General features: G+C 68.8%; 12 protein-coding genes and 3 pseudogenes. 10 read left to right on the top strand and 5 right to left on the bottom strand.

The features are described 5' to 3' along the window. Positions 1 to 83, top strand: a pseudogene (locus ABZZ74_RS43555) (transposase); the annotation flags it as partial. A gap of 352 nt (positions 84 to 435) precedes the next feature. On the opposite strand, the gene ABZZ74_RS43550 reads toward ABZZ74_RS43555, so the two are convergent. Beyond that, positions 436 to 4,542, bottom strand: coding sequence for a carboxypeptidase regulatory-like domain-containing protein (locus ABZZ74_RS43550; RefSeq protein WP_356949671.1), 4,107 nt, complete (start codon positions 4,540 to 4,542; stop codon positions 436 to 438). 564 nt (positions 4,543 to 5,106) lie between these two features. Here ABZZ74_RS43550 and ABZZ74_RS43545 point away from each other — a divergent pair. The 6 genes and pseudogenes from ABZZ74_RS43545 to ABZZ74_RS43520 all read left to right on the top strand — a co-directional run bounded on the left by ABZZ74_RS43545 (position 5,107) and on the right by ABZZ74_RS43520 (position 9,045). Further along, positions 5,107 to 6,141, top strand: a complete 1,035-nt coding sequence (locus tag ABZZ74_RS43545) for a LuxR C-terminal-related transcriptional regulator (protein ID WP_356949670.1) — start codon at positions 5,107 to 5,109, stop codon at positions 6,139 to 6,141. Positions 6,142 to 6,256: 115 nt separating this feature from the next. Next, complete coding sequence (locus ABZZ74_RS43540; RefSeq protein WP_356949669.1) at positions 6,257 to 6,457, top strand: hypothetical protein; 201 nt, start codon at positions 6,257 to 6,259, stop codon at positions 6,455 to 6,457. Continuing rightward, positions 6,445 to 6,738 (top strand): annotated as a pseudogene (locus tag ABZZ74_RS43535) (transposase family protein); the annotation flags it as partial. The gene ABZZ74_RS43540 and the pseudogene ABZZ74_RS43535, both read left to right, overlap by 13 nt. A gap of 186 nt (positions 6,739 to 6,924) precedes the next feature. After that, positions 6,925 to 8,037 (top strand): hypothetical protein, encoded by a 1,113-nt coding sequence (locus ABZZ74_RS43530; protein WP_356949668.1) that lies wholly within the window; start codon positions 6,925 to 6,927, stop codon positions 8,035 to 8,037. Between the two features lie 249 nt (positions 8,038 to 8,286). Further along, the gene (mscL, locus tag ABZZ74_RS43525; RefSeq protein ID WP_356949667.1) at positions 8,287 to 8,730 is read left to right on the top strand and encodes a large conductance mechanosensitive channel protein MscL; all 444 of its coding nucleotides are present in this window, start codon (positions 8,287 to 8,289) and stop codon (positions 8,728 to 8,730) included. A gap of 135 nt (positions 8,731 to 8,865) precedes the next feature. Then, entirely contained in the window at positions 8,866 to 9,045 is a 180-nt protein-coding gene (locus ABZZ74_RS43520) for a DUF6300 family protein (RefSeq protein WP_356949666.1), read from the top strand. A 44-nt stretch (positions 9,046 to 9,089) separates the two neighbouring features. Here the strand turns inward: ABZZ74_RS43520 and ABZZ74_RS43515 are convergent, their stop codons facing one another. Together ABZZ74_RS43515 and ABZZ74_RS43510 are read right to left on the bottom strand one after the other, a co-directional pair. After that, positions 9,090 to 9,371 (bottom strand): toxin Doc, encoded by a 282-nt coding sequence (locus tag ABZZ74_RS43515; RefSeq protein ID WP_356949665.1) that lies wholly within the window; start codon positions 9,369 to 9,371, stop codon positions 9,090 to 9,092. 536 nt (positions 9,372 to 9,907) lie between these two features. Continuing rightward, positions 9,908 to 10,918, bottom strand: coding sequence for a sigma-70 family RNA polymerase sigma factor (locus tag ABZZ74_RS43510; protein WP_356949664.1), 1,011 nt, complete (start codon positions 10,916 to 10,918; stop codon positions 9,908 to 9,910). Between the two features lie 159 nt (positions 10,919 to 11,077). Between ABZZ74_RS43510 and ABZZ74_RS43505 the strand changes: the two genes are divergently transcribed. Further along, on the top strand, positions 11,078 to 11,662 hold the full coding sequence (locus ABZZ74_RS43505) for a dihydrofolate reductase family protein (protein ID WP_356949663.1): 585 nt from the start codon (positions 11,078 to 11,080) through the stop codon (positions 11,660 to 11,662). 330 nt (positions 11,663 to 11,992) lie between these two features. Here the strand turns inward: ABZZ74_RS43505 and ABZZ74_RS43500 are convergent, their stop codons facing one another. Both ABZZ74_RS43500 and ABZZ74_RS43495 read right to left on the bottom strand, forming a co-directional pair. Beyond that, positions 11,993 to 12,289: a hypothetical protein gene (locus ABZZ74_RS43500; RefSeq protein WP_356949662.1), complete on the bottom strand. Its 297-nt coding sequence runs from the start codon at positions 12,287 to 12,289 to the stop codon at positions 11,993 to 11,995. A gap of 30 nt (positions 12,290 to 12,319) precedes the next feature. Further along, positions 12,320 to 13,198 (bottom strand): helix-turn-helix transcriptional regulator, encoded by an 879-nt coding sequence (locus ABZZ74_RS43495; protein WP_356949661.1) that lies wholly within the window; start codon positions 13,196 to 13,198, stop codon positions 12,320 to 12,322. A gap of 183 nt (positions 13,199 to 13,381) precedes the next feature. On the opposite strand from ABZZ74_RS43495, the gene ABZZ74_RS43490 reads away from it, so the two are divergent. Both ABZZ74_RS43490 and ABZZ74_RS43485 read left to right on the top strand, forming a co-directional pair. After that, positions 13,382 to 13,834 carry a nuclear transport factor 2 family protein gene (locus tag ABZZ74_RS43490; RefSeq protein WP_356949660.1) on the top strand — a complete coding sequence of 151 codons (453 nt, stop codon included), beginning with the start codon at positions 13,382 to 13,384 and terminating at the stop codon, positions 13,832 to 13,834. Between the two features lie 57 nt (positions 13,835 to 13,891). Continuing rightward, positions 13,892 to 14,005, top strand: a pseudogene (locus ABZZ74_RS43485) (EamA family transporter); the annotation flags it as partial. Positions 14,006 to 14,085: the final 80 nt, after the last annotated feature.

The raw sequence follows: 14,085 nt of genomic DNA, 5'->3' as shown, positions 1-14,085 counted from the left end.
TCCGCCGCTACATCATCTGGCGGAACAAGCACGCCACCGACGAACGCCTACGCGAGGTCGTGCACAGGGCGAACGTTGCCTGATGCGGCACTAGGTCGCAGCGGCAGTCTCGTCGTCGGGAGCGAGGAAGAACACCATGTCGTGGGCCAACTCGGCATGATGACAGCTCGCCGTAGTGGTGCCGGTAACAGGTATCGCGGCCTTGGCCCGCCGCACGGCCAGGCGGGAAAGGGCGTTGGCGTCGCCCGAACATGTCCCGGCCGTCAGGCTCCGGGGGGTTGTGACGGTGGTCCTGGAGCTGACCGTGGGCGTTCCGGTCGACGGCGAGCGACCAACCCTGCAGAACCGCCGAGACCGTGAACGCCGACGGCCGGAAGGCCGGGGTGGGCAGGCCCCGTTCGGGAGCGCGCCGCCCCGGCCTTCGGCCAGTCCTGCCTACTTTCTCTTGAGGGTGAAGTTCTTGATGACGGTGGACTTCTTCTTGATCGTCACCGTCGCGACGGTCGGCTGGAAGCCGTCCTTGGCGGCTATGACGGTGAGCGGGTTGTTGCGGACGTCGAGCCACAGGGCGTAGCCGCCGGCGGTGTCCGTCGTCAGCGTGTAGCTCGTGGCCCAGGTGTCGATCTGGACAGTGGCCCCGGCGATCGGCGCGGTGCCGCCGGCGGCGGTCACCCCCAGCACCGTCCCCGTGATCTTGCCCCAGGTGCTGGGCGGGGCGACGTGCATCTCCACGGGGAGCCTGGGCACGGAGTAGGGAGTGTCGGTGCTGAAGGTCAGCTGGGCGGTGAAGTCTCCCGGCTGGGTCACCTCGGCCACGGAGGCGTCCAGGGTGATCGTCACCTTCGAGCTCTTACCGGGCTTGAGAGTGAGCTGCTGCTCGCTTTCGCTCAGCCAGCTCACCTCCCTCGTCTCTCCCTGGTCGTAACCCGGCAGCACCTCCACGGTCGTTCCGGGAGTCGCCAGCGCGACGCCGCCACCGACCTTGAAGAAGCCAAGGCCGCCTCCACCGCGGTAGGTGGCGGTGTCGGCGTTGGGCAGGGCGGTCCAGGTGCCGGCCTTCGGGTCGAAGGAGAAGCCCTGGTTGGTGATGCTGTTCCCGGTGACGCCACCCGCGGTGACGAGCAGGCCGTTGGCGGAGGTGTAGGCGGCGCCCCAGAGGGTGATCGGCAGGTCGGCGACCTGGGACCAGGTGTTGGCGGCGGGGTCGTAGACGTAGGAGTGCTTGACCTCGCTGCTGCCGTTGAATCCACCGGCGCAGTAGAGCTTGCCGCCGATGCCGGCGCAGGAACTCCAGGAGATCTGCTCCGGGTAGGCGGCCAGGGTGGACCAGCTGTCGGCGGCCGCGTCGTAGACGGTGACATCCGTGGAGCCGCAGGAGTCCGCCCCGCAGCCGCCGACCACGTAGAGCTTGCCGTCGAGCACGGCGCTGCCGGAGCCCGCGTAGGGCTTGGGCGAGGCGGCGCCCGTGGTCCAGGTGTCACTTCCCGGGTCGTAGATCTCCAGCTTGGAGTCGGGGGCGCCGCCGGGTCCCCAGCCGCCGACGGCATAGAACTTGCCGTCGATGAAGCCGTGGGCGGGATCCTCCCGGGGGTCCGCCGCGGCGGCCCGCTTGGTCCAGGTGCCGGCGACCGGATCGAGGACGTACATGTCCTTGGTGTCGGCGCCGCCGTTGAAGCCGAAGGCGGAGTAGACCTTCCCGTCGTTGGTGGCGACCGCGTTGTCCATCAGCTTCACCGGCAGGTCGGCGGCCGCCTGCCAGGCGTCACCGGCGGCTCCCGGGACCACCTTGGCGGTGGTGCCCGCGGCGGACGCGGCGGCCTTGCTCGACAGCGGCGAGTACGTGCCCTTGACCAGCTTCAGCGGGGCGCCGCCCGCGGCCGCCATGGTGAACCCGCCGGGCTGTTCCCCGAGTTTGACGGTGGCGGGTGCCGTGCCTGTGTTCTTGACGGTCAGGGTCTTGGTGGTCTGCTCGCCCCATCCGACCGACGCGGTGATGGAGGTCTTGTCCAGCGTCAACTGCCCGGCGCCGAGTGCGAAGTCCGCGCCGACCGCGCTGTCGGCCCGCACCTTCACCGTCTTGTCGAGCCCAGTGTAGTGCGGCTTCGCCGCGCTGAAGCCGTGGCTGCCGAGGGAGGAGAACAGGGTGTAGACGCCGTCGCCCAGGGCGGGGTCGTCGGGGGTGGCGAAAGTGACGGCGCTCTGCTTGCTGTCGTCCTTGTTCGTCACGGTGGCGCCGACCAGACCCGTGGAGGTGTTGGCATCCGTCACGGTGCCGGTGAGCAGACCGCCAGGGAGGGACGTGACGTGGCGATCACCGATGAAAACGTTGTCAACCTTCCACCACCAGCCGAAGGAGCCGGTGAAGTGGAAGCGGAGTTGCACCGATGCCTTGCCGGCGTAGTCGGTCAGCGGGAGTTCGACCTTCTGCGCGCCGAAGGTGGTGCCGGTTGCGGACCAGAGTGTGGTCCAGGTCGCGCCGCCGTCGGTGGTCGCGTCGACGTCCGCGCTCTGGCCCCCGCTGGCCCAGTAGTCGTTGGCGAAGGCGATCTCGGGTGCGGAGTCGTCGGTGAAGTCGTATACGGGGCTGAGCAGTTGCGAGTCCTGGTGCACCCCGCCGCCGTAGTGGTCGCTGTCGACGATGGCGAACCCGCCTTCGCCGCCGGTGGTGTTGGAGCGCGAGCCCGGGTCGTCGAAGGTCCAGCCGCCGGTCGTCCCGTCGGCGTTGACCACCCTCCAGCCCTTCGGGGCGGAGTCGGTCGAGTCGAACGGCTCGGTGGTGCCTTCGTCCCGTACCGAGTAGCCGACGGGCACGGTGGCCGCCCACGGGTCGACCGGCACCGCGACGTTCAGACTCTGGTCGGAGGCCGCGACGGTGATCTTCTTGGTGGGCGATGTGTAGCCGGGATAGGCGCTGACCACGTGCAGGGTGTAGTCGTGGCCCTGGGGCAGCTTCAGGTCGAAGGCGCCGGTGAGCGGGTCGGTCCACACCGGGCCGCCGGGGACGCCGTCCGCGGTGATCTTGGCGTAGAGCGGCCAGCCGTGGCCGGAGCCGTCGGTGACCTTGCCGGAGACCGTCCGGCTAGGGACCGGGGTCAGGGCGAAGTTCTTGGTGAGGGCGTCGCCGTCGCCGAGGGACACACCCGAGGCGGTGCGGGTGGTGTAGCCGTACGCTTCGACGGTGATGTCGTAGCTGCCCACCGGCAAAACGAGCGAGTAGGTCCCGTCGGCAGCGGTGTGTGCGGTGCCGCCGCCCTGGGTGGTGACGGTGGCTCCGGCGACCGGCTTGCCGGTGCTGTCGTCGGTGACGGTGCCGGAGAGCTTCCCGTGCGGGCCGCTGCGGAACGCGGCCAGCCCGTCGGGGGTGCCCAGGCCGGTCGGGCCGTCGTAGCCGGCACCGGCGGTGCACAGGTACGCGGGGGTGCAGGTGCCGTTGTCGCCGGCGGTCACGTCATTGAGACCGGTCCCGGAGGCGTACGGGTAGGAGTTGGGGTACGTTCCCGCGACGGGGGTCCCGGCGGCCGCGTACACACCGGCGATGATCGGTGAGGAGGCGCTGGTGCCGCCGTACACCTGCCAGCCGCCACCGCCGTAGGTCTGGTAGACCGCGACGCCGGTGGCCGGGTCGGCCACGGCGGAGACGTCGGCGACGGTGCGCTTGTCGCATCCGGTGTCCGTCTGGAAGGCCGGCTTGGGCTCGTAGAGGGAGCAGCCGGATCCCGGGCCGAGGCCGTTCCGGTTCCAGACCGACTCGGACCAGCCGCGTGCGGTGCCGGAGTCCCGGACCAGCGAGGTGCCGCCGACGGAGGTCACGTACGGGGACACGGCGGGGTAGGCCACTCCGTAGTCGCTGTCGCCCGAGGAGGCGACCACGGCGACACCGGGGTGGTTGTAATGGGCGTCGTACGTCGTCTCGTCCGGGAGCTCACCGCTGCCCGGGGTGCTGCTGTAGTTGGTGCCGTAGGAGTTGGAGACGTACTTGGCGCCGAGCGCGACCGCCTGGTCGACGGCCGCCCCGAGGTCCTCGAAGCTCGGCTGGTCCGCCTCGACGAGCAGGATGTGCGCGTTCGGCGCGGCCGCGGAGACCATGTCCAGGTCGAGTGAGATCTCGCCGGCCCAGCCGGCGTCGGGCACGGGGTAGGCGGTGCCACCGCGCTGGTCGACCTTGGTGAAGCAGCCGTTTGCCGTGGTGCAGGCCGGCAGCCCGTACTGCTCGCGGTAGACGGCCAGGTCGGCCTCGGCGCTGGGATCGTCATAGGCATCGACGATGGCGATCGTCTGGCCCGCGCCGCCGTCGGCGGGAAGGCTGTAGGCGCTCTGCAGGTCGGCGGCACCGTAGCCGCTGGGGGTGACGGAGGCGGACAGCAGGCCCTTGACGGCCTTGGTGTCGGTGCGACGCAGGGCGAAGCATGCGGCCTCGCCCTTCTTGGGGGTGGCGCAGGAGGGTTCGAGGGCGACTTTCTTCTTGGCCGACGAGGAAGATGACGCCGATGAAGCGGGCGGCGCCGCCGCGTGGGCCGGGATCTGTATGCCCAGAACCGTCATTGCGGCGGCGCTGAACAGGGTCAGACAGGCGGCGGCTCTTCGACGTAAAACCGAACCGGTTCTCGGTGAGGTGCGCAAAAGGTTACTCCTTGGTTCGCCTTGCTTGGGTCGACTCGTACGTGGCTCCCGGTCGACAGCGAATGCGGGCGGTTCACATTCGCTGCAATCAATTGGCGTACCTCGAAGCGAAATTGACAATAGGCTGTGTGTTACATGTGCATGTCCTGAGGCCGTTTCGCGGAAAAGGAGGGTTGGTCGGGGCAGAAAAACAATCCTCATGCCGAATGGGCCCACCGCTCAAGAAACGCGAGGGCCTATTCTGCACGGTAATTTCTTTTCCGTCGGTTGCAGGCGACCCGGGAATCGGCGGAGCAAACCCTGGGGCGGTCGCGTTAGTTGTCGGGCCGGACCTGTCGTCGGAACAACGGTCACCGCGCCAGTGACCTCTGATCATCCTGGCCTCGACCGTCCGGCCCGACAAGATCCGCCGCCTGCGGGCCCGCGCAGTTGCGCACTTGCGTAGCATCGGCATGCATCTCGTTCCGATCTTCCGAGGAGTCGCTGATGGACGTGTCCTCCTCCGACGCGTTGTGGGCAGGCACCGGTCTGGACTCCCTCGCCCGGCAGGCACTTGAGTACCTCGTCAGCCATCCGGGCGCAGACGAGGACGCGGTCGCGGCAGGGACCGGCGTCTCAGCCGCGGCGGCCCGGACCGCCTTACGATCCCTGGAGGCCGAACTCCTGGCCGTACGCATCGGGAGACAGCCCACGCGCTGGAGCGCCGGCCCGCCCCGCTCCTCGCTGGGAGCCCTTCTGGCCCGTAAGCGGCAGGAGTTGGCCAGGGCCGAGCTGTACGCGGAACAACTCGACGAGATCTATCGCACGGCCCCCGGACGGCAGATCGCCTCAGATCTCTTCGAGGTCGTCGAGAGCGATGAACAGGTCGGCGCCCGCTACGCCCACCTTCTGAGGAGCAGTCGGCACGAGGTGCTGCATTTCGCGAGACCGCCGTATGTGACCCGGCGGATCGCTCCCACCGACACGTCCACCGCTGCGGGCGCCACGGTCCGCCCCGGAGTCCGGCTCCGGTCCGTGTACGACAGCGACGGAATCGCCGACGACGGATGCCTTGAAACGGCTCTCCGGGGCGCCCCTACGGAAGGGGAGTTGCGGCTACTGCCCGGACTCCCCATGAAACTGGTCATCTTTGACCGCGTCGCGGCGATCATGCCGCTACGCAAAGACGATCCCGCCGCAGGCTCACTCGTGGTGCACTCCTCAACGCTGCTCGAAGTATTGATCGCCCTCTTCGAAAGCGTATGGGAGCGTGCGGTGCCCCTCTCGCTGGAAAGCCGCCCCGCTTCGCACACCGCGAGCCCCGAAAGACAAGAGGGCGCTCTGCACAGTCGGACGCGGGACATCCTTCGCCTGATGTCCGCCGGCATGAAGGACGACGCCATCGCACGCGCCTTGCGACTCAGCCGCCGGACCGTGCAGACCCATATCAGCGATCTGGGCCGACAACTGGGCGCACGCACCCGGTTCCAGATAGCCCTACTGGCCCAGGAACGCGGCTTGTTCGGGGATACGGAGGGGTGAGCGTGGCCGTCACGCCGGCGCAGCTGCCCGTCGGCGTCCAGCGGTAGCGGAGCACTCAGACGCCAGCCGCTTTCCGACCGCATGCGCGCGGAGGCTTGGGCCGCACTCTGGTGCGATGGCCAGCCCCCAGCCCGTCGTGATCTATCCGCCCGCAGAGGACGGCGGCCGCCGCATCCGCGTCGACGAACACTTCGTCGGGCTGGCGTACGGCATGCTGGACATCGTCGAGCGCGAACCTTCCCCCAGCCCTCGAGACGTCCTGACCTGGGACAGGGTGCCCCCACCTCCTTTCATGATCTTGGTATGGCCGGCGTAATCACGGCTTCGGAGCCTTCGTGGATAGCCCTGTTCACCGGGCTGAGCCCCCGGCTCTTCCGTAAGTTGATCACAGCGCTCCCCCGTGAGAGCCCGGGCAGGGGCCGTCCGGGACGTCCGTAGTCGCTGCCGCTGCAGGACCGGGTCCTGCTGGTGGCCGCATACTGGCGCACCAACCTGACGCTGCGGCAGCTCGCCCCGCTGTTCGGCGTCTCGAAGTCCGCGGCCGACCGGATCGTCGACCGCACAGGGCCGCTGCTCGCGCTCAATCAGCGGCAGCGGTTGCGCGAGGGCGGGCCGTTGGGAAGCGGACCGCTCTCCCATGACCGAAACCACGCCTCTCAATACGTCAGGTGACGCCTCAATACGTCAGGTGACGCCTTGACCCCACAACGCCCTCACGGTTGCATGCTTGTGAGCCTCCGGTGGGGAACTGGAGGCGAGACCGTGTCTTACATGGGGGGGAAGATGAGAGGAAACGCGAACTGGAGCACCACCAGACGTGTGCGGGCCGCCCTGACCGCGGCGGTCGCGGTTTGCGGGGTCACGGCGGTACCCCACGGAGCGGCCTCAGCCGAGTCCATGGGCATCACGGGCGACGGCGGTGCCGGTGTCGAGAGGATCAGTGTCGCGGACGACGGCACCCAGGCCGACGACAACTCCGTCGGCGCCTCGATATCGACCGACGGCCGCCGTATCGTCTTCACGTCGTCGGCAAAGAACCTGATCCCCGGCGACACGACGGTAGGCGACAGGGTCTTCCTCCGCGACCAGCAGACGAGGCAGACCAAGCGGATGGGGAGCCAGAGCCCACTCCAGCCCCCGGTGATCAGCGGGGACGGCGAATATCTCGCCTATCCGCACGTGTGGTTCAACAACAATCGAATCAGCCAGGTTCAGGTGAGGACGACAGCCGAGATCTCCGCCAACTGCTGGTACAGCTGCAACCAGCCGTCGCTGAGCGCGGACGGCCGCTACATCGCCCTCGTCGAACGCCGCAACACGCCACAGGCGTCCAGCCAGAGCATCGAGATTCTGGACTACGACAACTACGACACCAAGCAGACCATCGCCAGCTTCGACCACACCCTCCCATCCCGGCCGTCCATCAGCGGCGACGCCCGCTATGTCGCCTACCAGGACGGCAAGGCGGAGGACGTCTTCGTGTGGGACCGGACCGACGGCACCACATCCGACCCGATCGAGGGCCCCTCCAAGGCGGCGACTCTCGTCCAGCTCAGCGAGGACGGCAGCACGGTCGTCTACCTCTCGGGCTCCGACACCTACGTCCACGACGTGAGCTCGGGCACCGATCAACTGGTGCCGAACGTGCGAGGCGTGGCCATTGATCCCACCGGCCGCTATCTGCTGTACGCCCCGCACGACACTAACGGACCGTCGCTCGCGCTGCGCGATCTGGAGACAGGCACCGACGAGATCGTCTCGAACCAGCCCGCCTCGGCCGGGACCGACGCGGTCAGCTCCGGCGGGCGCGACGTGGTCTTCCAGTCCACGGCCGACGACATCGTGCCCGGCGACACCAACGGCAAGTCGGACGTCTTCGTCCGCCGCTTCTACTGATCGACCCTGCTGCCGCGCTCTCCGCGCGCCGCACCCGCGCACGGGCTCGGGGATCGGCGGGGGGACCCGTAACGGAGCAAGCTGTCACGAAAGGTCCCGACTCCCGCGACCGTGCGGGAGTCGAGGTCCGCGAGCCGGCCGCGGGCCGTGGTGCCGCCGCCCAGTAGGTATGGGTGCGGCGTGGCAGGGCATCCGGGGTGGGGGCCGGGGTGCCGCCCGTCGAGTCATGAGCCTTGAAGGGGTGAGAAGGTGAAGGGCTTCCGCAGCTTCATCCTGCGCGGCAATGTGGTCGACCTGGCGGTCGGCATCGTCATCGGGGCGGCGTTCAGCGCCGTCGTCAACGGTTTCGTCAGCGCCTTTTTGACCCCGCTCGTGGGGCTGGCCACCGGTGCCACCGGCGACATGACCCGCAAGACCTTCACAGTAGGCGCCACCAAGTTCCCCTACGGAGCCTTCATCAACGCGGCGATCAGCTTCCTCCTCCTCGCCAGCGCCCTGTACTTCCTCGTCGTACTCCCGATCAACAAGCTGCACGAGCGCCTGGCTCCCCACAACGACGTCCAAGCCCCCAAACGGGACTGCCCCGAGTGCCTCAGCCCCGTCCCGGCCCAGGCCCGACGCTGCGCCTCCTGCACCGTCCCCCTGCCCGCGATACCCGCCCAGGCCGGGGAGACAACCCAGCGGGCCGGCTGACCGGCCCCCCTGATCGACCGGTGACAGTCGGACAACCTCGGTGCTCAACGCTTGGCCGGGTTGCCCCTGCAGCCGACTCGTAGCGACCGCTTTCCTCTCATCTGACGACGAGGGTCACCCGATCCACCTGGAGCTGTGCGAGGCCTGCGACGCGGACGGCCGGCAGCCGGCGCACTGGTCCGGTTCTTCACCGGAGGCGGCGGCCAGGACGTCTCCCGGGCCGAGGAGGGTGCGCGGCTGCTGTGGGACTGGACACAGGAGGGGATGGCCGTCCCCGGCTGGTTCTGGGAAGAGACTCCGTCCAGCCAGAACTGAGCAGCGCCGCCTCGGGCGCGAGTGCCTGTCCGGACGGGATCGGATCAGCCGTTGCCGCTCCAGGAGCCCAGGCGGTCGGCGATGTCGTAGACGGTGAGCCGTAGCGCGCGGATGTCGGTGATCAGGTCCCGCCACAGCTCGAAGGAGTCGTCGATCTCCTCCCCGGAGGCCCGGATGTACGCCACCGCGACGCCGTACGCGAAGTACGCGTTGCGGGCCGGCAGGGGGCGCAGCAGCACCAGTTGTTCCAGCGGCGCGGCGGCCCGCCAGTGGGCGTCGGGCGTGCCCACGTCCAGCTGCGGGGTGTTCACCCGGTGTCGGGCCACGGCGGCGACCAGCCCCGAGTAGTCCCGAACCCGACCGGGCGGAGGCCCCCGAAGCCCGCCTGGCGGCGGCACTCGGCTGGCTCTGCCTCACCGACCAATCCGCACCCGAGCAGCTCCGCCGGACCGTCGACGCCCTCGCCGACGACGAGCGCGCACACGCCATGGAAACCCTGCCGTGGATGAACGCCGCCTCCGGCACCAACGAACCCGGACTCCTGCGCTGCAGACGCGGCATGCTCCACCCAGAACAACCCGACCCGGAAGCGGTCTTCTGGGACTCCCTGTTCTGAGCAACCGGGCTGTGGTTGTGCACAGGAACGGTCCAGCGGGGCGAACTGTATTGCTCGGTCACAGGAAAGAACCACGTTCAGTCGGTGTCCCTCGTCGAGCATCTCGGGCGACAGGTCGCCGCGCACCCGCCCGACACGCGGCGACGTGGCTGTCCTCGCAGTCGCACGAGTCCTCGGCGGCCTTGTGCCGGTCCGCGGGATCGGGGTCGTGCAGCGGTCCTCCCTCGTGAGGGGTCGATGATCCGGTTATCGGCTCTGGAGTGATCGGGGCAGCCCGAACCATGGGAGCACGCTGTTGTCGAATCGGGTCATGGCGGAGATCCGATCGCCGGTGAGAGTGAGGACGTAGAGGCCGACCCCGTGGCTGATGCCGTTGGTGACACGCAGGTAGGCCCCGAATGCCGGCTGGCCGTTGGCTCGCGATGGGACGAGGTCGAACCTGCGGCCGGCGCCGAACAGGCTGGCGCAGAAGCGGGCCACGACGTCCCGGCCCTGGTATTCGAAGGGCATCGGTGGCATCGACATGAAGACGTCGTCGGTCAGGAGGGCCACCAGCGCATCGATATCGGCGGACTCCCACGCCTGGACGAACTTCGCCACGATCGCGTCCTCGGCGGGTGAGCCGACGGGGGGAGGTGGCTGGTGGTCCCCGGTCGCCGGTCGGCTGCGCTGCAGGCTGGCGCGCGCTCGTTTGAGGGCGCTGTTGACCGATTCGACGGTCGAGTCCACCATGTCGGCCACCTCGCTGGCCTGGAACCCCAGCACATCGCGCAGGACAAGGACGGCCAGCTGGCGGGGCGGCAGCACCTGAAGGGCGGTCACGAACGCCAGCGAGATGGATTCGGTCTGCTCATAGCGGGCCTCCGGGCCGAGCGGCACCTCGACCGCACCCTCCAGGAAGGTACCGGGAAACGGCTGCAGCCATACGACCTCGCCGAGCCGGGTCGGCTCGGGCGGTTCGACCCCTGGCACGTCCCACTCCTTGGCCGGGCGCCGACTGGCTGCGCGGCGCGCGTCGAGACACCGGTTGGTGGCGATCCGGTACAGCCAGGTGCGCAGCGAGGCGCGTCCCTCGAACCCGCCGAGGCTTTGCCAGGCGGTCAGCAGCGTGTTCTGGAGGGCGTCCTCGGCGTCCTCGAAGGATCCGAGCATGCGATAGCAGTGCACCTTTAGCTCTCGAAGGTAGGGCTCGGTCAGCTCCCGGAACGCCTGCCCGTCCCCGGCCCGCGCCCTTGCGATCAGATCGGCTGCCGCCATCCTCACCGTCACCTTCTTCCCGCGCCTTGCCGCACATCCATCCTGTATAGGCGCCGGCCGAGGGGCGAACTGGGCGGTCGGCGGGCGCCCAGTTTCCCAGCGTCGCGACGCCTGTACCTGCGTGGCCGACGACAACGCCGGCGCGAAGGAGGAGCGGAAATGGGAAAGATCGTGATGAGCGGACCGCAGAACGTCTCGCTCGATGGAGTGGTCCAGGACCCGGATGGTCAGGAGGGCTTCGAGCTGGGCGGCTGGTTCGTCCAGTTCGGGGGCAAGGATCTCGCTGAGTGGAACAAGGTCGCGCTCGAGGAGGCGCTACGCGCCGAGGCATGGCTGCTGGGTCGCAAAAGCTACGAGTTCTTCGGGGTGCGGTGGCAGCCCCGGAGTGGCGAGCTTGCGGACCGGTTGAACAGCATGCCCAAGTACGTCGTGTCCTCGACCCTCGAGGAACCCGGCTGGAACAACTCGACGGTTCTGAAGGGCGACGTTGTGACCGAGGTTTCGAAGCTGAAGCAGGAGCTGGACGGAGAAATCATCGTCCCTGCCAGCTATCGGCTCGGGCGTACGCTGATCGAGCACGACCTCGTCGACGAGGTGCGGCTTGTCGTCTTCCCGGTCGTGCTCGGGACCGGCGAACGATTCTTCGGCGAGGCCGGCGGCAAGAAGGCCATGCGCTTGGTCGACACCAGGACCATCGGTGACGGCCTGGCCTTCCTCACCTACACGTTCGTCCAAGACGCCTAGGCCACGCCTAAGGGCTGCTCGGCGGGGCGGCGACCAACTCGGTGTCCGGGTCGTGGTCGATCTGCGGAGGGCCGGCGACGATCATGGTGGCTCGGGTCCACGGTTGTTCTCGCACTATGAACGGCTCCTCCGACAGCCAGTTCGCCGCGCGTCCCCAACTCGGTGACCGCGTACACCAGCGTGGGCAAGTCGTCACCGACGACCAGCCCGAGCCGAGCGGCCACTGCGCGGGGTCAGCGGTCGCCCGGCCCCGCCCGCAGCAGGGCGGCTCCGAGTGGGGTCAGGGTGTGCAGGACCGTGTTGGCGTGGCGGTGGCTGGTGATCAGGCAATCAGCAGTTCAAACACAGGCCCAGGGTCGGTCGTATCGAGGCAGTGCCACGCAGCACATAGCCGTCGGCGCTCTCGGCCAGCAGCAGGAGCAAGCGCATGCGTGGATAAACCCATCGAGCACGTCCGGCGTCACCCCCGCGCAGGGAATGGCCGTTTGCAACGAGCGCCACCAGCTGGCGCAGCGTGAGGTCGACGAGCTGCCCGCCTTTTCTGTCGGTCGCGAAGCAGGTGGGCCGGTTGCCGTCGAGGTCGGTGAACCGAACTGGGCGGCGGGCGTTGACGGGACACTCGGACACCGCTGCCCGCAGCCTCGGCAGGCCCCGCGCCTACACCGATGGCGCCTGGCGTGCGTCCTGCCCCTGTCCGGCCGCAGCGGACCAACTGGCCAGCAGCTTCAGGCCGTCCTCGGCGGCCGTGCCGGCTGGCGCGCTGTAGACGACCACGCTCAGGCCGCTTTCGTCCGGCAGGCTCATGGTCTCCTGATCGAGTAGCAGGTCGCCAACGAGCGGATGGTTGAGGCGTTTCGTGCTCTCGCGGAAGACATGCACGTCGTGGGATCCCCACATCACGCGGAAGGCGTCGCTGCGGGTGGACAGTTCACCGATCAGATTCGACAGCTCCCGGTCGTAAGGGCTTCTCCCCGCCTCGATGCGTAGCGCACCCACGGCGAAACGGGCCATGCGCTCCCAGTCGGCGTAGAACCGCCTGGCCGCGGGATTGAAGAACGCGAACCTGGCGACGTTCCCATGACAGGTCGGGTCGGCATACATTTCCGAGTACAGGGCCCGGCCCAGCGGGTTGGCGGCCAGCGCATCGAGGCGATTGTTCATCACGTACGCCGGCAGTTCCGGCATGCCGTCGACGATCCGCGCCACGCTCGGCCGCACCGCCGGGCGACTCTCCCGCCGCCGCGCCCGAGGCGCGGGCCCCGCGGCACGAGCGAGGTCGTAGAGGTACATGCGCTCGGTGTCGTCGAGCCGCAGGGCGTGGGCAAGGGCATCCAGCACACTGTCGGAGACGCCTTGGAGGTTGCCGCGCTCCAGGCGCGTGTAGTACTCGACGCTCACACCGGCGAGCGTGGCGACCTCGCCCCTGCGCAGCCCGGGCACCCTCCGCTGACCATACGTCAGCAGACCGGCCTGCTCGGGGGTTATCTTGCCGCGTCGGGAGCGGAGGAATGCGCTGACTGCGTCCCGGTTGTCCATCAGGACAGGGTAAGCGGGCGGCCCGAGGGGTGAGGGGCCCTGCCAGTACCCCTCACAGCGAAGACTCCCTCATCGCGGGCGTCTGCCGTTGCATGGTGCGTGCCCCGGACCTCGGGGTCCGGCCGGGGCGAGGACGCATGCGCCCCGGGTCGGCAGCACCTGAACACGGACAGGACACACAGGATGAGCAACCAGATCGAGACGGTGATCGAGAGCCCCGCGGATGTCGTGCGAGGGCTGTATGACGCGCTGAGCAAAGGCGACGTGCCGGGGGTCCTGGCCAAGCTCGCCCCCGAGGTGATCGTCGACGAGCCGAACCAGCTCCCCTACGGCGGCGTGCACCAGGGCCGCGAGGTGTTCGTGCAGTCGGTCCTGGGCGCGATGATGAGCTACGCCGAAGTTGCTATCACCGCTGCCGAGGTGTTCGAGGGCCCGGCCGGCGTTGTCGGAACGCTCACTGGAATGCTCACGGCACACACCACCGGTGAGAGGTTCCCCCTGACCATGGTTGAGATCCACCACGTCGAAGACGGCATGGTGCGCAAGATCGACGTCTACACCAAGAACCCCCACGAACTCGCCGGGTTCTACGCTCGCGCCGAGGCCGGAACCCGCTATACGAGCCACGTGGCCTGATCCTCTCCGCTCGCAGGTCGCGTGTCACGCGCCGGGGAGGTCGCCTGGCCGGCCCGCCCGGCCGGCACCGTCCTGCTGGCCCGTGGCGTGCTCGCCGAGCGCGTCCACCGCGGCCAGCTCGTCGGCCTGGGCACCGCCGCCGTCGCCGTCGGCCTCCTCGCCCTCACGTGAGCAGACCCGCACAGCCAAGGAGAAGCACATGCTGCCGCAGCTGCTGATCCTTGGTCTCCTGGAAGCTCTCCACCACCGCG

It is taken from the genome of Streptomyces sp. NPDC006476, assembly GCF_040612015.1.
GTDB classification, from domain to species: Bacteria; Actinomycetota; Actinomycetes; order Streptomycetales; family Streptomycetaceae; genus Streptomyces; species Streptomyces griseorubiginosus_B.
The sequence above is the reverse complement of the archived record's forward strand: the minus strand, read 5'-3'. Positions and strand labels throughout refer to the sequence as shown.

What these genes read in the sequence shown, in the direction of transcription:
- ABZZ74_RS43550 (WP_356949671.1), bottom strand. Translation starts at nt 4,542, where the DNA reads ATGACGGTTCTGGGCATACAGATCCCGGCCCACGCGGCGGCGCCGCCC.
- ABZZ74_RS43545 (WP_356949670.1), top strand. Translation starts at nt 5,107, where the DNA reads ATGGACGTGTCCTCCTCCGACGCGTTGTGGGCAGGCACCGGTCTGGAC.
- ABZZ74_RS43540 (WP_356949669.1), top strand. Translation starts at nt 6,257, where the DNA reads ATGGCCAGCCCCCAGCCCGTCGTGATCTATCCGCCCGCAGAGGACGGC.
- ABZZ74_RS43530 (WP_356949668.1), top strand. Translation starts at nt 6,925, where the DNA reads ATGAGAGGAAACGCGAACTGGAGCACCACCAGACGTGTGCGGGCCGCC.
- ABZZ74_RS43510 (WP_356949664.1), bottom strand. Translation starts at nt 10,918, where the DNA reads ATGGCGGCAGCCGATCTGATCGCAAGGGCGCGGGCCGGGGACGGGCAG.
- ABZZ74_RS43505 (WP_356949663.1), top strand. Translation starts at nt 11,078, where the DNA reads ATGGGAAAGATCGTGATGAGCGGACCGCAGAACGTCTCGCTCGATGGA.
- ABZZ74_RS43495 (WP_356949661.1), bottom strand. Translation starts at nt 13,198, where the DNA reads ATGGACAACCGGGACGCAGTCAGCGCATTCCTCCGCTCCCGACGCGGC.
- ABZZ74_RS43490 (WP_356949660.1), top strand. Translation starts at nt 13,382, where the DNA reads ATGAGCAACCAGATCGAGACGGTGATCGAGAGCCCCGCGGATGTCGTG.